This is a genomic window from Blastomonas sp. AAP53, assembly GCF_000331245.1.
Classification (GTDB): domain Bacteria; phylum Pseudomonadota; class Alphaproteobacteria; order Sphingomonadales; family Sphingomonadaceae; genus Blastomonas.
In genome coordinates this window covers 504,637-526,784 of record NZ_ANFZ01000006.1, presented here as the reverse complement: position 1 = coordinate 526,784, position 22,148 = coordinate 504,637, and the positions used below count along the sequence as shown (strand labels likewise).

General features: G+C 65.1%; 15 protein-coding genes. 7 read left to right on the top strand and 8 right to left on the bottom strand.

The window, feature by feature from the left end; translation table 11 throughout:
* Positions 1-78: 78 nt before the first annotated feature.
* From D618_RS0105515 to D618_RS0105490, 6 genes are all read right to left on the bottom strand, one after another.
* Complete coding sequence (locus D618_RS0105515) at positions 79-1,317, bottom strand: aminotransferase class V-fold PLP-dependent enzyme (protein WP_026091337.1); 1,239 nt, start codon at positions 1,315-1,317, stop codon at positions 79-81.
* Entirely contained in the window at positions 1,314-2,231 is a 918-nt protein-coding gene (locus tag D618_RS0105510; protein ID WP_017670498.1) for an alpha/beta hydrolase, read from the bottom strand. The genes D618_RS0105515 and D618_RS0105510 overlap by 4 nt, the downstream gene beginning before the upstream one ends.
* A gap of 71 nt (positions 2,232-2,302) precedes the next feature.
* Positions 2,303-6,502, bottom strand: a complete 4,200-nt coding sequence (locus D618_RS0105505; protein WP_026091335.1) for a translocation/assembly module TamB domain-containing protein — start codon at positions 6,500-6,502, stop codon at positions 2,303-2,305.
* Between the two features lie 23 nt (positions 6,503-6,525).
* The gene (locus D618_RS0105500) at positions 6,526-8,751 is read right to left on the bottom strand and encodes a BamA/TamA family outer membrane protein (protein ID WP_051041267.1); all 2,226 of its coding nucleotides are present in this window, start codon (positions 8,749-8,751) and stop codon (positions 6,526-6,528) included.
* Between the two features lie 101 nt (positions 8,752-8,852).
* Complete coding sequence (locus D618_RS0105495; protein ID WP_017670495.1) at positions 8,853-9,608, bottom strand: arginyltransferase; 756 nt, start codon at positions 9,606-9,608, stop codon at positions 8,853-8,855.
* 222 nt (positions 9,609-9,830) lie between these two features.
* Positions 9,831-11,057: a threonine ammonia-lyase gene (locus D618_RS0105490; protein ID WP_017670494.1), complete on the bottom strand. Its 1,227-nt coding sequence runs from the start codon at positions 11,055-11,057 to the stop codon at positions 9,831-9,833.
* Positions 11,058-11,116: 59 nt separating this feature from the next.
* Between D618_RS0105490 and D618_RS0105485 the strand changes: the two genes are divergently transcribed.
* The 6 genes from D618_RS0105485 (at position 11,117) to D618_RS0105460 (ending at position 20,093) form a co-directional block, all read left to right on the top strand.
* Positions 11,117-12,001, top strand: coding sequence for an NAD(P)-dependent oxidoreductase (locus D618_RS0105485; protein ID WP_017670493.1), 885 nt, complete (start codon positions 11,117-11,119; stop codon positions 11,999-12,001).
* A complete protein-coding gene (locus D618_RS0105480) occupies positions 12,001-13,671 on the top strand; it encodes an amidohydrolase (RefSeq protein WP_152414562.1) in 1,671 nt (556 codons plus the stop codon). Before D618_RS0105485 ends, D618_RS0105480 begins: the two co-directional genes overlap by 1 nt.
* Positions 13,672-13,913: 242 nt before the next feature.
* Positions 13,914-14,135, top strand: a complete 222-nt coding sequence (locus tag D618_RS0105475; protein ID WP_017670491.1) for a hypothetical protein — start codon at positions 13,914-13,916, stop codon at positions 14,133-14,135.
* Positions 14,136-14,578: 443 nt separating this feature from the next.
* Complete coding sequence (locus D618_RS0105470) at positions 14,579-17,809, top strand: CHAT domain-containing tetratricopeptide repeat protein (protein ID WP_017670490.1); 3,231 nt, start codon at positions 14,579-14,581, stop codon at positions 17,807-17,809.
* Positions 17,810-17,842: 33 nt separating this feature from the next.
* Positions 17,843-18,604 (top strand): 16S rRNA (uracil(1498)-N(3))-methyltransferase, encoded by a 762-nt coding sequence (locus D618_RS0105465; protein WP_017670489.1) that lies wholly within the window; start codon positions 17,843-17,845, stop codon positions 18,602-18,604.
* 100 nt (positions 18,605-18,704) lie between these two features.
* Positions 18,705-20,093: a glutamate--cysteine ligase gene (locus D618_RS0105460; RefSeq protein ID WP_017670488.1), complete on the top strand. Its 1,389-nt coding sequence runs from the start codon at positions 18,705-18,707 to the stop codon at positions 20,091-20,093.
* Positions 20,094-20,156: 63 nt separating this feature from the next.
* Here D618_RS0105460 and D618_RS17725 read toward each other — a convergent pair whose 3' ends face one another.
* Together D618_RS17725 and D618_RS0105450 are read right to left on the bottom strand one after the other, a co-directional pair.
* Complete coding sequence (locus tag D618_RS17725) at positions 20,157-20,660, bottom strand: YetF domain-containing protein (protein WP_017670487.1); 504 nt, start codon at positions 20,658-20,660, stop codon at positions 20,157-20,159.
* 169 nt (positions 20,661-20,829) lie between these two features.
* Complete coding sequence (locus D618_RS0105450; protein ID WP_017670486.1) at positions 20,830-21,273, bottom strand: hypothetical protein; 444 nt, start codon at positions 21,271-21,273, stop codon at positions 20,830-20,832.
* A 122-nt stretch (positions 21,274-21,395) separates the two neighbouring features.
* On the opposite strand from D618_RS0105450, the gene D618_RS0105445 reads away from it, so the two are divergent.
* On the top strand, positions 21,396-22,142 hold the full coding sequence (locus D618_RS0105445; RefSeq protein ID WP_017670485.1) for an extensin family protein: 747 nt from the start codon (positions 21,396-21,398) through the stop codon (positions 22,140-22,142).
* Positions 22,143-22,148 lie beyond the last annotated feature (6 nt).

Below are 22,148 nucleotides of genomic sequence, written 5' to 3'. Positions count from 1 at the left end.
GCATGACACCGGATGCGTGACCCTATCATGGCCTGCCAGTTATCCAACGTTCAGGTTCGGCAGATGTTGCCAGACCACTCAGGTGACACGGGTGGGGGCACTATATTCGCTGCGTTGCCAACGGCCATCTTCGAGGATCGCAGCCAGCCGGTCCACCGCGTGCCACAGGTCGGCAAAGCCGAGGTACAGCGGCGTCAATCCCAGTCGCAGCACATCGGGCGAGCGGAAATCTCCGATGACGCCCGCATCGATGAGCGCGCGGTTGATTGGCCAGGCGGACGGATGCGCAAAGCTGGCATGGCTGCCGCGCAGATCGGCCCGCACAGGCGTGATCGGCACCAGTTGCGGACAGCGCGCCGCCATCTGTTGCGCGAGGAAATCGAACAGGGCCTGCGACTTGGCCCAAAGCAGGTCGCCGTCCGCCTCCAGCATCAGGTCCACCCCGGCCTCCAGTGCCAGCAGCGACAGCATCGGCGGCGTTCCGGCCAGAAACCGTTCGATACCAGGCGCAGGCGCATAAGCGTCGGTCATGGCGAAGGGGGCAGCGTGGCCCATCCAGCCCTGGATCGGCGAGCCCAGGAACTCCAGCGCCTCTGCCGCCACATACAGGAAACCTGGCGCGCCCGGCCCGCCATTGAGGTACTTGTACCCGCAGCCCACGGCAAAGCGCGCGGCATCCGCGCCCATGTCGAGCGGTACCGCGCCGATGCTGTGCGACAGATCCCAGATCAGCGGCACGCCCTGCGCATCGGCCAGCGCTTGGATCGACGCCATGTCGAACCGCTCTCCGGTTTTGTAATGCACATGCGTGAGCACGATCAGCGCCGTTTCCGGCCCGATCCGCTCCATGATCGCCTCGCGCGGTGCTGCATCCAGCACCAGACCGTGCTGCGCCGCCACGCCCGCGGCGACATGCAGGTCGGTCGGAAAGTTGCCGCTTTCGGTGAGGATCGTGCGGCCCTGCCCCGGCCGCGCCGCGAGGATCGCCATCATCAGCTTGTAGAGATTCACCGTCACCGAATCGCACACAATGACTTCACCAGACGCAGCGCGGATCAGCTGCGCAATCTTGTCGCCAACCCGCCGGGGCGCACCGATCCAGTCGGCATCGTTCCAGCTGCGGATCAACCCTTCGCCCCATTGCCGCTCGGTCGCATCGCGCATCGTCTCGGCCGTGTGCCGAGGCAAGGCACCCAGCGAATTGCCGTCGAGGTAGACCAGGCCGTCGGGCAGCACGAACCGATCGCGCCAGCTGTGCAGAGGATCGGCGGCATCGCGAGCTTCAGCCTCGGCCAATGAAGGGTATTGCATGGTCATGTCCGTCCCAACAGCTGCTTGATCCGCGCCTTCTGCGCCGCCCAGCTGCGGCTGGCAGGCGCGATCAGCTCGACATGGCCTTCTGGGCCGTGGACGTTGGTTTCCACCGTCACCCCGCGCCGCTCCATGGCAGCGGCATAGGCGCGCGCATATTCGACCGGCGCGATCTTGTCCCTGTCGGTGTGAAACTGGATCTGCTGCGCGGTGCTGACCGGCATTTCAGGGGGCGAGGTGAGCGCGAACGCATCGCCCGCCATCGCCTTGGGCGCATCGGTCCCGCAGGCATGGCCGTCGCGCGCCATCGCAGCGCGCAGATCGGCAATGCCTGCCTGGCTGATGGCAGCGTCAATGCGGAGCGGATGGTTGCCGCGCAATGGTTCGCCTTCGGCAAGCGCCGGTCGAGCCGCCAGCCATAGCGCCAGATGCCCGCCTGCCGAATGGCCGATGGCGATCGTCGTCGCAAGGTCGAGGTTCAGCGGCTTTGCCTGGTTTGCCAGCAGGTCGGCGGCTGCACCGATATCCTGATAGGTGCCGGGATAGCCGCCGCCCGCACGATCGACACCGCGATATTCGACGTTCCACACCGCGATACCGTCGTTGCGCAGATCGGCGGCGATATAGTTCATGATGTCGCGCGTCGCGATGTCGGTCTGCCAGCAGCCGCCGTGGATCATCACCACCACAGGATGCGGCCCCTTGCCCTTGGGAAGCCACAGATCAATGACCTGCAGCGGATCATCGCCATAGGCCAGCGTCCGATCTACCGCCGGGCGCGGTTGGTCCAGCAGGTCGGGCCATTGCATGATCGGCGTGTCGTCTGTGTTGACCATCGCCGTCACCGACGAACCATCCGCCAGCCGGATGCCCAGCAGCAGCAGCGCGACCGCAAGTGCGCCCCATTTGATCGTCTGCACACTGTGTCCTCTCCGCAAAAGTCTGTTCGGAACCACCCCGACGCAGGTGTTAGGGGCTTTGCGCCCCCGCCTCAATAATCCTTCGACACCCGCACGTTGGCGCTCTGGCGACCAATGGTCGAGATCGACGAGAGCAGCGAAAGCCAGCGCGTGATCTGGAACTCGATCTGGGTAGCCGAATAGCCGCGCCCGTCGGTGACGATTTCGACATAGGTGCTGCGCGTGATGTATTTGCCCGCAGCGATGCTCGTCCCCTGCCCCAGCGTCTGGTTGCCCTCGACGATCCGCAGACGATCAAGCCCGATTGCGCCACGCAAGACGTTGATCGGATCGAGCCCGCTGCCACCGCGCAGCGATGCCAGCGCGGCTGCCAGCTGCACCGCCTCGGGCGCGGAAATATCGGTGATCGAGGATCCGAACAGCAATCGCGCCAGCAGCTCGTCTTCGGGCAGCGCAGGCGTGCTGGTGAAACTGATCTCCGGCGCAAGCCCGGTTCCGCGCACGTTGATGGTGGCATTGAGGTCGGTGAGATTGGCAGAGGCGGCGATATCGAGCGACGGATTGGGCGGGGTTTCACCCCGGAAATTGATGCGTCCGCGCTCCAGATCAAAATCGCGGCCGGCAAACTCATATTCGCCCCGGATCAGATCTGCCTGCCCGGTGATGCGCGGCGCATCGACGGTTCCGGTCAGCGTGATGTTCGCGCCCCATTCGCTGTTGATGCCCAGACCCGTGACGGTGAACTGGTTGGGGGCGCGCGCCTTCACATTATACTGCCAGATCGCAGGGCGCTCGCGGCGGGGGGCTTCATCGGCGCGGCGGTTGATCTCGCGCACGTTGATCACCGGCAAGGCCTCTGCCGCGTTGAACTGGCCCAGGCGGAAGCGACCCCGGTTGAGCACGACATCGCCGCCCAGCGTTCCTGAGGTTCCATTGGAAGAGATAGTCAGCGGCCCGGTGATCGTCGCGCCAAAGTCATCGCGGTTGACCAGCTGCGCGTTCTTCGCAGCAGCCCGGATCTCCACCGCCACGCCCCGCGAGGGTGAGGCGAACAGGCCACCATAATCGACATAGCCCGATCCGGTGAGCGACCCGTTGGACCCTGCCTTGCCGGTAAAGCTGGTGAGCGTCAGCCGCGAACCGTTGAACTGACCGCGCGCGGCAATATCGGTGATGATGGTGCCGGAAAGCGTGCTCTCCAGCCGCGCCGTCCGCGTGGCGAGCTGGCCGTTGATTTGCGGGTCGAGCAGGCTGCCGGTCAGGTTCGCTGCCAGACCGACCTGTCCGGTCACGTCGAACGCCTCGACACCCAGCAGGCGCCAAAGCGAATCTGCCGGGCCATTGAAGCGCAGCTGCCCTGCCAGCGCGCCGCGCTGCAACCGTCCGAACAGATTGAACCCTTGCGGTAATCCGCTGATGCGTGCCTGCGCGCGGCCGACGGTCTTGTCCGCCTCCGCAATCACCGCGCGTACCGCCAGCGCATCGCTGGTCAGCGCGAGATTGGCCGCAATATCCACGGGCCGCGAGCTGACGATAAGGCCGGTCCGGGTCAGGTTGTCGAGCTTCACGCTGGCCTTGCCCGTCGGCACCCCACCATCGGCCTGACGATAGCTGAGCGTGCCAGAGGCATTGCCGCCAAAGCCCAGTTCGCGCACCGCGATATCGAACAAGGCCAGCGGCACGGTGTTGAACTGCGCGCTGATGTCGGTCAGCCCGCCGCCCATCCGCCCCTGCGCGCCGATGCGCCCGCGCCCGACGCGCAGCACGGCGGGGGCCAGCCGCCAGCCGCCATCGTCCAGCTTCGTCAGCTTGGCCGGGCGGACGAGCCGCAGCCGCCGGTTGCCATATTGGCCATTGCCCGCAAGCGTTACTGCTGAACTGCTGATCTGCGCACTGGTCTGCAGGTCGAAATTGCTGCCGCGTCGTCCGGCAATCGATGCGGTCACCCGTCCCTCGCCGTTGACCAGACTGGCATTGGCGGCAAGCTGACCGATGAACAGCGGCCCGCGCCCGATGCCCTGCGCCCGAACGCTGCCGGTAATCGTGTTGCGCCCCTCGGCCATCAGCGCATCAATCTCTGCCGAACCCCGGTTGATGCTGATCGGCACCTGGCCATCGAAGCGCGCATTGGCAAGGTTGAGCAGCGCCTTGACGCCCTGCCCGCCTGGGCGCGGGTCCAGCGTGACATCGCCGGTGATGCCACCGCCCGAGACGTTGAGCGCGCCCTCTATTCCGCCGCTGGTCGCATAGATGTCGCCTGCAAACAGAGCGCGTGACACCGTGAACCGTTCGATCTGGATCAGCGTCCGCCCGGCCTCACGCGCGAAGATCTGCGTTGCGCCTTCGATCGGCCCCAGTGCTGACTGACCGCTGACATCGACCGAAAAGCCATCGGGCACGGTGCCCAATGCCAGCTGCAGATCGCGAACGCCCAGTGCGGGCAGTGGGTCATCGAGCGTCAGCACCGCGCGCGTATCGCCGCGGATCGAGTCCGCGCTGACGTCAAGCGGGCCGTAATCGCGATGCCGCCCGCTGGCGCGCAGCACGATGCGCCCATCAGGCTCGACCCGGCCGCCACCGATCAGCGCCAGCTTCTGCGCCGCCAGGCTGGCATCGCGCAATACGAGCGGCTGCCCCGCGCCAAAGCTGAACTGGCTGGAAAACCGGGGGGATGGTCCGATCAGCGTGACCACGGTCTGATTGACCACGCGCCGCATCAGCACCCGCACATCGCCCAGCAAGTCCCAGCCTGTGCCGCCGCCGAATGCCAACCGAACATTGGCGTCGACATCCGCCTCACCGACATTGTCGACCCCAAAGGCAGGCAGCCGCACATCCGCCACCGCCAGATAGCGGCCGCGCGCGGCACTGCCCGACAATTGCACCAGCGCGACCAGGCTGTTGCTCACCAGCCGGATGGGTTCGCTGCTCAATACGCCATCGCGCATGCGCACCAGGCCTTCGCCGCGCAGGCCGCTGGCCAGACGGTCGCCATAGGCGTTGCCGGTGACGATGCGCGCCGCGCTGACCTTGACCGGGATTGCGAAATCCTTGCCCGAGCGGGTGACTGTTCCCTCGGCCAGAAGCGCATCGGCGCTGACCCCGGCCATGGCCAGCCTGTCTGCAGACAGGCGATAGGGGGCGGTCAGGTCCGCGAAGGTTCCGTCGAGTGCCACCGAGCCGCGCAGGTTTCGTGCCTCCAGCCCGGGTGCCAGCAGCTCTGGCCGGGTGAGCGCTGTGAGGATCTGCACATCATCAAACCGGTTTGCGCCCAGATCGACTGCGCCTTGCGCGCTCACCGTGCCAGCCTGGCCGCCCAGCGCCGCGACGCCCGACAAGACCCGCGCATCGAGCGTTCCGCGCGCGACCACGCCGATCGCGGGGCCGAGCGCCCGCCCAAGGCTGTTGCCGATCAACGGCTGCGGACGAACATAGCCCCGGATGCGGACCTGCCCCTCGCGCTGATCGATGCCGAGCGAAGTCAGCTCCGCCTGCCCCAGCCGCGCGCTCAGCCTGCCCTGCCAGAAATCCCAGTCGCCTCGGCCCTTGATCGATGCGGCGAAATCCTGGCGCAAGCCGGATAGCGCTGCGATCGCTCCACCAGCCCGAGCCACGACATCGCCATCGATCGTCAGCCGGTTCTGATCGGGCATGGCGTCGATCTTCACCGCCAGACGGTCGCTGCCGTCCGGCAGCACCGCGCGCGCATCGACCAGCACCCGGCCCGATCGGATATTCACCTTGCCAGCGATATCCGCAACGCGGCGTGCGCCGGCCACGCCTTCCCGGATCACCAGCCCGGCGGCGCGCAGCCGGTCGATGCGGATGTCGAACGCAGGCAGCAACGGATCGTCGGGATCGCCGGGGTTCAGTTCAGGAAGGCTGCGCAGTTCACCGCGCCGGATCACCAGATCGCGAATATCCAGCTGGTTGCTGAGGAAGCGAAAAGGTCGCCAGTCCAGGTCGACGGCCGATGCCGTGAAGAACACCCGTTTGGTATCGCGCAGCTCCACGCCGCGCAGCACGGCCTTGCCGTAAATCGACCCCTCGATTCTGGCGACCCGCAGGGTGAGGCCGGATTTGAGCGGGTAGCCGGCGATCTGATCGGCCACGAAACGGCGGCCTGGGCCGGTGTCCAGCCCGAACAGCACCGCTGCGATCAGCGCCGCCAACGCGAGCACAGCCACGCCAATCCCGCGCAACCAGCGGCCCGACGTCCTGGTGCGCGGCGCATCTGCGCGAATGTCCGGCGATGGCGCGGAATCATCCATGGATGAAATCGGCTCCTCGGCCATCAGAAAGCCTGCCCCAGCGAGATATAGATGCCGATACGGCTGTCGCCCGTCTGCGGGTTCAGCGGCGTGCCGACATCAAGCCGCAACGGCCCGAAATTGCTGTAATAGCGAACCCCGATGCCCGCGCCATAGCGCAGGCTGCTGAGGTTGGGCGTGCTTCCGGAATAGACGTTTCCGGCATCGAAGAACGGCACCACGCCGAAATCGCCGAAGCGCACGCGCGCCTCCAGCGAGAACTCCGCCAGACCATTGCCGCCGATGGGATCGTCATTGGCATCGCGCGGGCCGATCCGCTGAAAGCCATAGCCGCGCACCGATCCGCCACCACCGGCATAGAATCTGCGCGAAGGGGCGATCGACAGACGGTTCGCGCCGATCGTGCTGCCCAGCCGAAGCCGCCCCGCCAGCACGATCGTGTCGGACATCGGCTGATAATAGCTGCCGTCGATCTGGATGCGGGCATAGCCACGGCTGCCCGACTGCAGCGAGTATTCGGGCGAAACCCGCCCGCCCAGCCGAAACCCGCTCGACGGGTTGAGCAGATCATCACTGCCGTCATAGGTCAGCGACGTGGGCAGTGCCGCAATGAAATACGTGCGACGCCCCTCGCCCACGATGCGCGAGGTGCCGTCGAGCTCGTCGGACAGCACCAGCTCTCCGCCGACCGACCATGTCCATTTCTTCTGGAAAATCAGGTTCGTCTGTCGCTCCAGCGACCCCGCCACCAGAAAGGTGCGTGCCTCGAAAGCATCGCGGTTGATGTTGCTGGCCAGGATCTGCGCGGTGAGCACGCGGTCGCGCTTGATGAAATTGTTGCGACGATAGACCAGATTGATCAGCTGTTCCTGCGTTCCGCCCACCGCGCGGGCGCGCACCAGGCCTTCCGGCGGCAACAGGTTGCGATGCTCCCAGCTGACCTCGGCGCGATAGCCTTCACCGGTGCCATAGCCGACTGCGCCCGCGATCGTGCGCAACGGCGCAGCGGTTGTTTCGACAGTCACATCCACCGTGCCCGGCTCAGTGCCTTGCGGGTCGGTGGCCGCGACCGGGGTCAGCGTGACAGTCGACACCAGACCGGTGGCCAGAATCGCGCGGCGCAGGTCGTCGACGTCGGAGGCCTGATAGATTTCGCCGGGCTGGAACCGGGCTATGCGCTGCAGGTGCCGTGGTCCGAACAGGCCGTCGTCATTGGCGACGATCCCGCCAAACCGGTATTGCCCACCCGGCGTGACCGGAACCGTCAGCGCGCCGCTGCGCAGATCGTGGTCGATCAGCAGATCAGGCTCGCCGGTCTGAGCGAAGGGAAACCCGGTTTCGAGAAGCTCGGTCAGGATGCCCAACCTGCCAGCAACAATTCTGTCGGAATTGGCCGGGTCGCCGACCTTCATCGCGAAAGCGTCGCGGGCCGCAGCCACGTTCACCCCTTGTGCTTCAAGCCCGACCAGATCGATCGCGCTGATGCGGTAGACCGGCCCGGTGTTGACATCGAAGTTGAGCCCGACGCGCTGCTGCCCCTCGATCCGCGCCACCGAGTTCTGCACCTCGCCGTCGTAAAATCCGTACACGCGCAGCATCGTGCCCAGCAGTTCGTTGTCGTCGCGGGCACGGCGATTGACCTGCGCCAGATTGGCGTCTTCGCTCGACAGTCGTTCGAGCGTCGACAGCGCGTCGAAACGGGTACGAAAATCGCTCTGGTTCAGTTCTGCCAGGTCCTGCGACGGCAGGAAATTGACGGTCACCCGATAATCGACATCGCCATCGTCCAGCTCGCGCAGCGCCTGCCGTTCGGCGCGGCGCTCCGCGCGGTCGGCCTGGCGTTCGGCCCTGCCTGGACGATCCCCGCTTGCGGCGTCCGCGTCCTGAGTCTCGCTTGCCGTGTCAGCCATCGCGTTGACAACGCCATCGCGCACGTCATCCGCAGTCCCGGCAAGTCCGTTGGACGCAGTGCTGTCCGACATATCGGCGGCCCGGGTCTCTGCCGGCAACCTGTCCTCGCCCGCGAATTCGCCTGGCCATTCGGGGATATCACCGCCCTCAGGCCATGCCACCTCCATGCCGGGCAACGGATCGAGCGGCTCGAGCGGATCGATACCCAACGGATCGTCCAGCGGCGCGTCCGGCGTGGCGGCGGGATCCTGGGTGGCGGTTGACGGCGCCAGCGGCTCTGCAACGGGTACCTGCTGGGCGGACGCGTGGCACGGCGCAGCCGACCCTGCAACCAGCATGGCCACTGTCCCCGCTGTTGCCAGGCGCGCGCGATATGCCAGCCTCATCAAACCCATATGCTTGTCGCGCAGGCGGGTTCCCGCGCAAAGATCACAAATCTCTAGGCTGGGCTACCATCGCGTTCAAGGTCGAAAGGGTACCAGCCATCGGGGCCAAGCAGTTCAAGCGGCTGGTATTTTACCTTGTACTGCATGCGCGGCGAAGATTTTACCCAATAGCCAAGGTAGACATAGGGCAACCGGGCGCGGGCCGCGCGCTGGATGTGGTCCATGATGATGTAGTTGCCCAGGCCCCGGCGCGTGGGATGGTCTGGCTCGTAAAAGCTGTAGATCATCGAAAGCCCGTCGCCCTGCTGGTCGGTCAGGCAGGCGCCCACAAGCTTGCCCGCGCTGCCATCCGGGTTTGGCTCGCGATATTCGATGACATAGCTGCGCACAGGGGTGTGCTCGACCATGTCGGCATAATCCATGTCGTCCATGTCAGACATGCCGCCGCCGGGGTGGCGCGTCTTGAGGTAGCGGCGCAACAGGTCGTATTGCTCCTGCGTCGACCACGGGCGGCAGGCCGAGACGATCAGATCCCTGTTGCGCTTGAGCAGCTTGCGCTGGTTGACCGAGGGCACGAACTGGTCTGCCACCACACGCACAGAAATGCAGGCGCGGCAATCGAGGCAGCTGGGCCGGTACGCCACGTTCTGGCTGCGGCGAAATCCGATACGGCTCAGCGCGTCGTTGAGCTCATCGGCATGCGGGCCGTTCAGCTCCGTGAACACCTTGCGCTCGCTCTTGCCCGGAAGGTACGGACACGGGCCAGGGTTGGTGACAAAAAACCGAGGGAAGCGTGCCGGTGCGCTCACGTGCGGAACAATCCTTGCTCAAATGACTTGAAGTGCGGGTGGTTGCCCTGTCGCCGGTATGATCGACAAACCCCGCCACCGCCAAGCCGGTTAACCACTTTTCGTGGTTAAGCCACGCCAAGGCGAGTCAATTCGGCGGTAAAGCGCGAGGGCTTGTGGATAAACGAAGGATTCATGCTGAATCTTCGCGATCCGTCCCTCTTGACCGCCAAGCGCCTTCGATCAGGCCACCTCGACGAGGCCGACATCATAGCCGCTCGCCTTGAGCGAGGTGATCAGCGCTTCGAGCTGCCCCCGGTCGCGCGCTTCGCATTCGATGTCGGTGATCAAGCCCTTGGCGGGCAGGTTGGTGAACACGCGCTGGTGATAGATCTCGATGATGTTGACCTGGTGCGCGTCGAACTGCCGCATGACCTTGAACAGCGCACCGGGACGATCCTGCAGCGCGATCCGCAGGCGCGCAAGCCGGCCCGAACGCGCCAGATCGCGCAGCAGCACATTGGCGAGCAGCCGCGTGTCGATATTGCCGCCGCACAGCACCACGCCCACCGTTTGTCCTGCAAAGCGGGCGGGTTCGGCCAGCAGCGCGGCCAGCCCGGCCGCACCTGCGCCTTCGGCCACGGTCTTTTCGATCTGGAGCAGCAGGCTGACCGCAGTTTCCAGCTGCGATTCACTCACCAGCACGATGTCATCGGCGAGCGCGCGGACGATCTCGCGCGTGAAATCGCCGGGCTGCTTGACCGCGATGCCTTCGGCCAGCGTGTCGCCCTCGCAGGGGTGATCCGTACCCTTCAACGTGTTGTACATGCTGGGGTAGAGCTGTGCCTGCACGCCGGTCAGCTTGATGCCGGGCTTCAGCGCGCGCGCTGCAGTGCCCATTCCGGAAAACAGGCCGCCACCGCCGATGGGAATGACGAAATGGTCGATGTCGGGCGCGTCCTCGAGCATCTCGATCGCGACCGTCCCCTGCCCCGCTGCAATCACCGGATCGTCGAACGGATGCACGAAGGTCAGCCCTTCGGTGACCTCGAGCTCGCGCGCATGGGCATAGGCATCGTCATATTTCTCGCCGAACAGGATGACCTTGCCGCCATTGGCCTCGGTCTGCTGGACCTTGATGGTGGGCGTCGTCTTGGGCATCACGATGGTGACAGGAACACCCAGCCGGGTACCGTGCCAGGCGAGGCCTTGCGCGTGATTGCCTGCCGATGCTGCGATGACGCCCTTGTTCCTCGCCTCCTCGCTCATCTGCGACAGGAAGTTGAGCGCACCACGTTCCTTGTAGGCCGCGGTGAACTGCAGATTCTCGAACTTCAGATACACCGTCGCCCCGGTAATCGCCGACAGGGTCTTGCTGACAAGCGTGGGGGTGCGAACGATCGAGCCAGCGATGCGGGCATGCGCGGCGCGGATGTCGTCAAGGGTGAGGCGGTCTGTGGGGCTGGTCATATTGGCTGCGGCCCCTAACCGATATGGCGCGCGTTGAAAACATCCGTTAAGGCACGCGCATGGCAAATATAGCATTTATCGGCATCGGCGTGATGGGCGGCCCCATGGCACGCCATCTGGGCAACAACGGACATTCGCTGGCGCTGTACAACCGCAGCCCCGGCAAGGTGCAGACCTGGCTGGAAGCAAACCCGAATCTGGCCGATCAGGCGCGGATCGCCGCCACCCCTGCCGAGGCGGCAGAAGGCATGGACGCGGTGATCACCTGCGTCGGCAACGATGATGATCTGGCGCAGGTCATCATGGGCCGTCAGGGCGCGTTCACGACATTGCCGCGCGGCGCGGTATTCATCGATCACACCACGGTTTCGGCCACCATCGCCCGGCAGATTTCGGTCGAAGGCCGAGCCAAGGGCATCTTGTGCGTCGATGCCCCGGTCACCGGCGGTCAGGCTGGCGCGGAAAACGGCACGCTGGCCATCATGTGCGGCGGCAAGACCGATGCTGTCGATGCTGCCCGGCCGATCATCAAGAGCTATTCCTCGCGGATCGTGCATGTCGGCGGCCCCGGCGACGGCCAGACCACCAAGATGGTCAACCAGATCTGCATCGCCGGCGTCTTGGGCGGGCTGAGCGAAGCGATGCGCTTTGCCCAGACCAGCCGTCTTGATCTCGACAAGGTGTTTTCCGCGATATCGGGCGGTGCGGCGCAAAGCTGGCAGATGGACAACCGCTGGAAGACGATGTCCGAAGACAGCTTCGACTTCGGCTTTGCGATCGACTGGATGCGCAAGGATCTGGGCCTGGCGCTCGACGAGGCGCGCAACAACGGCGCATCGCTGCCGGTCGCGGCGCTGCTCGACCAGTTCTTTGCCGAAGCCCAGCATCTGGGTGCAGGCCGCCAGGATACCAGCGCCCTGATCCGCAGGTTGCCACGAAAGTGATCGCCGCACAGTTTTCGCGCGCCATCGCGCTCACCGCCGCCCTGCTCGCCAGCGCTTCTGTCCCGGCGCTGGCCGATGGCCTGATCGACAATGTCAACGGCGTGACGCTCGACGCCAAGGGCAAGGTCGTCAACTTCACCGGGCTGGTCATCGACAACGATGGCAAGGTGAAAGAACTGCTTGAGCGCCGCGACAAGCGCCCCGAAAAGCTCGACTACAAGCTCGACGGCGAAGGCCGCACCCTGATGCCGGGCATCATCGACGCGCATGGGCACGTGATGGGGCTGGGCTTTTCGCTGCTGACGCTCGACCTGTCGGGCACCCGCTCGCTCGAAGAGGCGCTGGGCCTGATCAAGGCGTATGCCGACGAGAACCCGTCGCGCCCCTGGATCATCGGACGCGGCTGGAACCAGGAGAAATGGGGCCTCGGCCGCTTCCCGACCGCAGCTGATCTCGATGCCGTCGTGCCGGACCGTCCCGTTTGGCTGGAACGGGTCGATGGGCATGCTGGCTGGGCCAACAGCGCCGCGATGCAGGTTGCAGGCGTGAAACCCGACGCCAAGGATCCGCCGGGCGGCCGCATCGAGCGGATCGGCGGCAAGCCTGCGGGCGTGTTCGTCGATGCCGCCGAAGCGCTGGTCGGCAAGTCCGTTCCCCCGCCCCGCGCAGTAGACCGCGACGCGGCGCTGATCGCGGCGCAGAAGCATCTGCTGGCGCTGGGCATCACCGGCATTGCCGACATGGGCACATCGATCGATGACTGGCAGGCCTATCGCCGCGCGGGCGACGAACAGCGGCTGTATGTCCGCATCATGGCCTATGCCGGCGGCATCGATGCCATGGTCGCGATTGCAGGACCGCGCCCGACGCCATGGCTGTATGAGGATCGGTTGCGGCTGAACGGGGTGAAATTGTACCTCGATGGCGCGCTGGGATCGCGCGGTGCGTTGCTCAAGGCCGATTATGCCGACAAGCCGGGCGAGCGTGGCCTGGGCTTTGTCAACGACACCCAGTTGCTCAACATGATGAGCCGCGCGGCCATGGATGACTTCCAGGTTGCCGCGCATGCCATCGGCGATGGTGCCAACGTGCAGGCACTGTCGGCGATCGAGGAACTGGCCAAGGACTACAAGGGCGACCGCCGTTGGCGGATAGAGCATGCGCAGATCATCGATCCGATCGACATTCCCCGCTTTGCCAAGAGCGGTATCATCGCATCGATGCAGCCTGTGCACCAGATCTCCGACCGGCTGATGGCCGAAGCCCGGTTGGGTCCCGCGCGGCTCGGCGGAGCCTATGCCTGGAAGACACTGAGCCAAGCCGGCGTGCCGCTGGCCTTCGGATCCGACACGCCGGTCGAATCGCCCGATCCTTTTGCCGGACTGGCTGCCGCGATCACGCGCGAAGGCGCCGATGGCCAGCCTTTTGGCGGTTGGCAGCCGCAGGAGCGGCTGGGCCGGGTCGAAGCGATCGATGCGTTTACCCGCGGCGCTGCCTATGCCGGTTTCGCCGAAGAGCGTTTCGGGACACTGTCCCCTGGAATGCGCGCCGATTTCATCCTGCTGGATGTCGATCCCCTGCTCAGCACGCCTGGTGAATTGCGCAATGCCAAGGTGGTTGAAACCTGGGTCGGGGGCATCCGCCGGTACCAGCAAAACGGGGATCGCTGAGGGCGTTCCGTGCCGCAAAGTAACCAGGTGGAAACCATTCGTTGCTCGCATGCAACAGCTTGCGACAAAAGCCTTTTTGCGAAGGTTTGACCCGTAAATCTGGCTTGCACCTAGGGAACTTTCCGCCTAGTTGGGCATTGAGCGTCGGGAAGAGCTCGTAAAACACTCTTTTCGCAATGGGTTGCAACGTCTTGAATTTCAATGATTTAAGGCTTCGAACTAAAGACGTGACGGAGGTTAATATGAAGAATCGTTTTGCAGTGGCCGCTCTGGCCGCACTCACCGTCGTAGCGACGCCGGTAATGGCCCAGGCTGTTAACCAGCGCGTTTCGGCGACCACTGAAGAAGACAGCGAAGCTGCTGGCGGCACCGGAATCATCATCGGTGTGGTCGCTGCTGCAGCAATCATCGGCGGCATCGTGATCGCTGCTGACCAGGACAGCGACACCCCGACCAGCCCCTGATTTCGATCAGGCAGGTCGGACCGTTTCGGTCCAACTGAATCAAGGAAACGGGGTCTTCGGGCCCCGTTTTTTTGTGCCTGTCGCGGCGCTGCCAGATGCAAGGTCTGGACGGGTTCGAAGACTGCACAGCGGTCATTTCAAAAAATAAATCGGTGCAGCATTTTTTGCGGAACCAAAATCACGTGTGAAAGTTTTCATTTCAGGACGACAGACCAAGCCCCCCTCCAATGTCGTCCTAATCAACATGGGCCCGGGCGCGCGATCCTCCCCCCTTCTCATCGCGCCCGGGCTTATGTTTTGCCCCCTCCCCCGCAGCCACCTCGATGTGTCACGCATGCAAGGCGCTTGCATCGTGATCTGCAACTGCGCACAAGGTCGCTGTTCGGGTCGCGCCAAACTTCGGCCATGCTGTGAGCAATGGGCCAATAGCATGGGGGCTATCGATGCGATCCGGTCTGGTCATTGCACCTCAATTCAAGCTTCCTCACCGCCCATCCGCGTTTGTGCTGATCACCGCGCTGATGCTGGCGACCACCGCGCCATCGACCCCAGCGCGCGCGCAAGTTTCGGAACCGCCTTCGTCCTCTCCCCGTTCAGGCGCGAATAGCGACGACATCCGACTATCGCAGATGATGGACGAGATCATGGCGCTGCGCCGGTCGGGCGATCTTGCCGCCGCTCAGAAGCTCACGCAGACCTTGGTATCGGAGCGCCGCCTGCTGTCAGGACCAGACGCTCCGGAAACCTTCGCTGCCATCAATCTGGCGGCAGATCTGCTGCGCCAGCAGGGACGTTTTGCCGATGCCGACCCACTCATCCGCGAAGCGCGCGACGGGATGATCCGACTGTTCGGCCCGGACAATGGCAACAGCGTCTCGATGACCACCAACCTGGCCGTCAACCTTGACGCGATGGGCCGCACGCGCGAGGCCGAGCCGCTGTTCCGCCAGGCGGTGGCGGGCTGGGAGAAGCTGTTCGGACGCAAGACTCCGTATATCCTTGCGCCGATCAACGGCCTTGCCGCCAACCTCAAGACCCAGGGCCGTTTTGCCGAGGCTGAAACGCTGCTGCGCGAAGTTCTGGCGCTGCGCCGTGAACTGGACGGGCCCGACGATGCCGACACGATCTATGCCAAGGTCACCCTCGGCAGCCTGTTCGCCGATCAGGGACTGAACGCCGCTGCCGAACCCTGGCTATCCGAAGCCGTGGCCGATTTCCTGCGCACCCAGGGCGAAGCCGACTCCGATGCGCTGAATGCCATGGGACGGCTGGCGATCGTGCTGAAGGATCAGCAGCGCTTTGACGAGGCAGAAAAGCTGCAGCGCCGCGTGATCGATGTTTCGACCGAACGCTTTGGTGAACGTTCGCGCATCCGCATCGGCATGCTGAACGACCTGGGCCGGACCTATGAGGCGCAAGAGATGTTCGCCAAGGCCGAACCGCTCTATCGCGAGGCGCTGGAACTGGGGCGTATGGTGCGCGGGCCCGACGACCAGCAGACGCTGATCTACGAGGGCAATCTGGGTGCGTCCCTGCTCTACCAGCAGCGCTTTGCCGAAGCCGAACCGCTGATTCGCCGGACATTGGCAGCCCGCACGAAGCTGCTGGGCAAGGATCACCCACAGCGGCTCTACAGCCTCAACGATCTGGCGCTGTGCCTGTTCTTCCAGGGCCGCTATGCCGAAGCCAAGCCGCTGTATGACGAGATCGTGCCGGCGTTCCAGAAACAGCTGGGCCGCAACCATCCCTATACGCTGTCCGCGATGAGCAATTCGAACATCGCCTTGCTGGGACAGGCAGGCAGCGAGGTGGACGCGTTCGCAATGGCACAAAAGACCGTCGCCTCGCTGCGAGAGCAGCGCAGCATCGTCGGCAAGACACGCGGGCTGGCCAGCGATGGTCAGGCCCCGACCGAAAGCGAGGCGTTCTATTTCACCACCCTGATGGACGCCGCGTGGCAGCTGGGCGAAAAATTCCCTGCGCGGCGCGCCGAGATGTTCGTTCATGCGATCGTCGCGGCGCAGGAGGCCATGGATGGCCCGGCAGGCCAAGCCGTGGCCGAATCCGCTGCGCGCGCGGCGGCCAATGCGGCAGGCGGACTGGGCGACAGCGTCCGCCAGCGCCGCGAACTGGCAGATCTTTGGGCAAGCCTGGGAAGCGACCGCAATCTGCTGCTCGCATCGGGCGCTGCCGACAGCATGCCAAAGCTGGCGGCGATCGACAAGCAACGCACCGCGATCGAAAGCCAGGTTGCCGCGATCGACAGCAAGCTCAAGGCCGGCTTTCCGCAATATTACGACCTGGTCCAGCCGCGCCCGCTCGATGGCAAGCAGGTGATCGACCTGATGGGTCCGGACGAGGCCTTGCTGCTCGTTCTGCCGGCGACCTTCGGCACGCATGTCATCGCGATCTCGGACAGCGGCGTGAACTGGAACCGCTCGCCACTGAAAAAACGCGAGGTGGACCTGCTCGTCCGCCGCCTGCTGTGGGATGTCGGCGCGAATGTCACGGTGGATGCCGTCGAGGACGCCGAATGGTCGAACGAGGGCGAAGGTGCGTATCCGTTCGACCGGCGCAGCGCGTTCGTGCTGTACGACCAGCTGATCGCGCCGGTGGCCGATGTGATCAAGGGCAAACGCCATGTGTTCATCGCGGCGGCAGGATCGCTCTCCTCGCTGCCCTTCGGCATGCTGGTGACCGAGAAGCCCGAAGGCGCAGATGGCGACCCTGCGGCCTTGCGCAGCACCCCCTGGTTCGCAGACGCGCACGCGTTGATCCAGATTCCCTCGCTCCAGTCGCTCAAGTTCCTGCGCGACAAGCTGGCGAGCGCACCTGGCGCGGCTGGCAGCCAGAGCCGCCAACCGTTCATGGGATTTGGCGACCCGGTGCTGGAGGGCGAGATTGCGGTCCGTGGCGGCGGCGGACGCGGTGCGTTCGTCAAGGGCAAGGGTCGCGATCCGCGGCGCGCGCGTCCGCAGGGGCTGGCAGCGGCGGACGTGTTCGCGGCGGGCACCACCCGCTCGGGCGGCGGCGTGGTCAATGTCGGTGCGCTGAAGCAGATGGCGCGGCTGCCCGGAACGGCGGTCGAGCTCGCCGCGATGCGCACCGCCCTGGGGGCGAGCCCGGCGAGCGTGATGACCGGCGCGCAGGCGACCGAAACGAACGTCCGCAAGGCGAAGCTCTCTGACGCGCGGATCATCGCGTTGGCGACGCATGGGCTGATGGCGGGCGAGATCGAGGGCGCGGCAGAGCCCGGCCTGGTATTCACCCCGCCTGCCAAGGCCAGCGAGACAGACGATGGCCTGCTCACCGCGTCCGAGGTGGCGGCGCTGAAGCTGGATGCGGACTGGGTGATCCTCTCGGCCTGCAACACCGCAGCAGGCGATGGATCGCAGGGCGCGCCGGGATTGTCCGGGTTGGCCCGCGCGTTCTTCTATGCAGGCGCGCGCAACCTGCTCGCCTCGCACTGGCCGGTGCGCGATGATGTCGCGGCAAAAATGACCGTGCGCACCATCGAGATCGCCCGCGACAATCCTGCGCTCTCGCGCGCCGAAGCCTTTGCGCAGGCGATGCGCGAAATCCGCAACGATGTAGCCCAGGACAGCGATAGGGATACCCTTGCCCACCCCAATGCCTGGGCACCGTTCACGCTGATCGGCGACGGCGCGCGCTAGACGCCGGGGGCGCGGCGAGCTAATCCCCGCAGAATGACCGCTACCCCTGCCTGGCCCCCGCGCTCCGCCCCGCGCCTGTTCGTCGAAACGCCGCTGGCTGAGGGGGCGTCGCTGCGCATCGAAGGCAATCAGGCGCATTATCTGGTCAACGTCATGCGGTTGGCCGAGGGGGCCGCAGTGAAGCTGTTCGACGATGTCAGCGGCGAATATCTCGCCAGGGTCACCGCGCGCGGCAAGCGCGACCTCACACTGACCGTCGAAAGCCTGCTGCGCCCGCGCGAGGCCGTGCCCGATTTCTGGCTGTGCGCCGCCCCGATCAAGAAGGCGCGGTTCGATTTCCTCGCCGAAAAGGCCTGCGAACTGGGCGTGGCGCGTTTCGTCCCGGTGCTGACCGATCGCGCGGTGGTCGACAAGGTCAAGGACGATCGGCTGCGCGGCACGATGATCGAGGCAGCCGAGCAATGCGAACGCACCGCGCTTCCCGAAATCGCGCCGCTGACGAAGCTGGACTCGCTCCTCAAGGGGTGGGAGCCCGGCCGCCACCTGTTCTTTGCCGATGAACGGCTGCACGACAGCGGAGGCCTATCGCTCGCGCAGGCGCTGGCAACGCATGGCGGCCCGGCCGCGGTGCTGATCGGCCCCGAGGGCGGTTTCACCGATGCCGAGAACGCCGCCATCCGCGCCCATCCCGCCGCCGTGCCTGTCTCGCTCGGCCCGCGCATCCTGCGCGCCGAGACCGCCGCGATTGCCGCAACGGCTGTGTGGATGGCCGCGCAGGGAGACTGGGCCGCTTGAAAGCACGGCTATCCTCCCCATTACTCATTTAGCGCTGGCTTGGGTTGCATGCCGCAACTAAAGGCAGCGACAACAGACATATCAGGGTTCAGGGCGCATCATGAGCACACGTACTTCCACCGGCCAGGACGAACCTGTCATCACGTCCATCGCCGAACTGGCCGCGCCGATGCGCGAAGGCGAAAAGCCCAAGGCGGACTGGCGGATCGGCACCGAGCACGAAAAGTTCGTGTTCAGCCGCGCCGATCACCATGCGCCCAGCTATCAGGAACCCGGTGGCATCTACGATCTACTGATGTCGCTGCGCGAATTCGGCTGGGAGCCGGTCGAGGAGCTGACGCCTGCGGGCGGCAGCAACGTCATCGCGATGCGTGGTCCCGACGGTACCGTCAGCCTCGAGCCAGCCGGCCAGCTCGAACTGTCGGGTGCGCCGCTCGAGAACCTGCACCAGACCTGCGCCGAAACCGGCCGCCATCTCGCGCAGGTCAAGGCCGTGGGCGACAAGACCAACACCGGCTTTCTGGGGCTGGGCATGTGGCCCGACAAGACCCGCGCCGAACTGCCGATCATGCCCAAGGGCCGCTATGGCATCATGCTGAACCACATGCCGCGCGTCGGCACCATGGGCCTCGACATGATGCTGCGCACCTGCACCATCCAGGTGAACCTCGATTATGCGAGCGAGGCCGACATGGCCAAGAAGTTCCGCGTCGGCTTGGCGCTCCAGCCGCTGGCGACCGCCTTGTTCGCCAACTCGCCGTTCACCGAGGGCAAGCCCAACGGCATGCTCTCGTACCGCAGCCACATCTGGTCGGACACCGATCCCGCGCGCACCGGCATGCTGCCGTTCGTGTTCGAGGATGGCTTCGGCTACGAGCGCTATGTCGAATATATGCTCGACGTGCCGATGTACTTCGTCTTCCGCGACGGCCTCTATATCGACGCGGCGGGCCAGAGCTTTCGCGATTTCCTGAACGGCAAGCTGCCTGCCCTGCCCGGCGAGCGTCCGACGATCAGCGACTGGAACGACCACCTTTCGACCGCCTTTCCCGAAGTGCGGCTGAAAAGCTTCCTCGAGATGCGCGGCGCCGATGGCGGCCCGTGGAGCAAGATCTGCGCGCTGCCCGCTCTGTGGGTCGGCCTGCTCTATGACCAGACCGCGCTCGATGCGGCATGGGACGTGGTCAAGGGCTGGACGATCGAAGAACGCCAGACGCTGCGCGATTTCGTGCCGAAAATGGGCCTCAATGCGCCGATCGCCGGCGGCGGCAAGCTGATCGACATCGCCGCAGAAGTGCTCGACATCGCCACATCCGGCCTGGCGGCACGCGCGCGCACCAACTCGAGCGGCGACAACGAAACCGGCTTCCTGGAACCGCTGCGCGACACCGTTGCGCGGGGCCGCACGCCTGCCGAAGACCTGCTCGCCAAATACCACGGCGAATGGGGCGGCGATCTTAGCCGGATCTATGACGAGATGCAGTTCTAGGACGCTGGTCTGTTAGGTTCTCCGGCCTCCCATCATCTTTGGCTGTCGGCTCTCATGCCGCAGCTACCGCCGGACGCTCCCAAGTACTGTCAGCGGTTGATCAGCGCGTTTGATGACACTGAGGCTGCCGTCGGTTTCTAGAACTACCGCTGCGACATCTTCCAGGCGGCCTACTCCCGCTGAGCGGACAGCCGCGAGGAGTTCATCCTGCGTTATCCGTTCGTCGTTTGCGGCCTCCATCAAGAATTCCCCGTCCTCAAGCAAAAGCCGAGGCTGACTTCGCACCAGATTACGGAACGCCGGCCAAGCGACGGAAAGCCGGGACACCCCCCATTGCAAAAGCGCCAGCGCGGCAAACGCAAGCAGCCCTTCCAAAAAGGCAACATCGGAGCTGAGCAAGACGGTAGCGAAGGTCGAACCCAGTGCAACAGTGACCACAAGGTCGAACGCATTGAGCTTTGCGAGTGAACGTTTCCCGGCCAACCGAAGCACAATGATCAAAGACACATAGGCCAGCAGTGAAATGCCCGCGACTCGTGCGAGGTCGTAGAAACCGTCAAACAACATGATGGTGCAACGTCCATCCGCGATTTTGTTTCCTGCGACGCAGAGGCAAACGAGCCAAGAGATTTAGCAAAGGCCAGAGGTGAGCGGCAGCTTCCCGCCCAACACTCAACATTTTATCCCGGCTCAATGAGCGCCAAGGCCTGCCCCTGTTGTGCAAATGGCGGACGTCTCACGCCCGCGCCGCCAGCCCCTGATGTGATCTTGCCGGGTGGCGCGCGATCAGCAGCAGGTACCAGACGATCAGCACCGTGTTCGACAGCGCGTTGCGCCAGAAGCCGGTCGCAACCGACAGTGCGCTGTCGACAATGTACCACATCAGCAGCGCAGCCGTGATGCCGCGCCACAACGCCAGCGACTGCGCGCCCGACATCTCGCGCGTGCCGCGCACCACCGCCAGCAAAGTCGCGCCCCAACCCAAGGTCACAGCGCCCATCAACGCCAGCGCAAAGCGCAGGGCGGGATCGAAGGTCAACGGCCCCGGTCCATCGAGGATCGCGAACAGCATGTTCACCCCCGCGCTGGACGCCGGAAACGCCCCGCCCATCAGCACGAGGCCGAAGATCATCACCGCGCCGCACCAAAGCTGCATCTGCGCCTGCCATTTGCCGTTCATGTTCCAAGTCTCCCATCGGGTTGCGATACCCCCGGATTACGCGGCCCGATGGCCGAAGAACAATTACCCCGCAGGTCATCGCACTGCATCCTTATGGGGCGCATCTGCGTAAGCTGGACCATATGCGCATTCCCAACATCATCGGTCTGGTCCGGCGGCTGATCTGGCTCGCGATCCTGGCGTTCGCGCTGCTCGTGCTGTTCGCCTGGCTAAAGCCCGGCCGCGAGGACATGCCCTGGACGCCGCTGAGCTTGAGCGACCCGATCGGCATGTCCACCGGGCGCAAGGTTGCACGGCTGACCGGCGACCGCGACGGCTGTATCGCGCTGCTCGAGACATCGGGGCTGGAGTTCGACGCGCTCGAGCCGCAGGGCAACGACCAGTGCCGGGTCGAGGATGCGGTGCGGCTGGACGGCGGGCAGGAACTGCTCGCGATGACGCCGCGCTCGGTCGCGCCTTCGTGCCCGGTGATGATCGGCATGCTGATCTGGCAGAACCAGGTGGTGCAGCAGCACGCGCAGGAGATATTCGGCCAGCGGGTGGCGCGGATCGAGACCTTGGGCAGCTTCTCGTGCCGCCGCATGTACGGACGCAGCGAAGGCGCGTGGAGCGAGCACGCCACCGCCGATGCGATCGATATCGGCGCATTCGTGCTCGAAGACGGGACGCGGATCTCGGTGCTGGGCGACTGGGCTGACGAAAGCGACGTGGGCGAAAGCGAGAAGGCACGGTTCCTGCGTCAGGTGCGCGATGGCGCATGCGATCTGTTCTCGACCGTGCTGTCGCCGGAGTACAATGCCGCCCATGCCGACCACTTCCATTTCGACATGGCCGATCGCGGCGAAATGGGCTGGCGCGCCTGCCGCTAGAGCGAG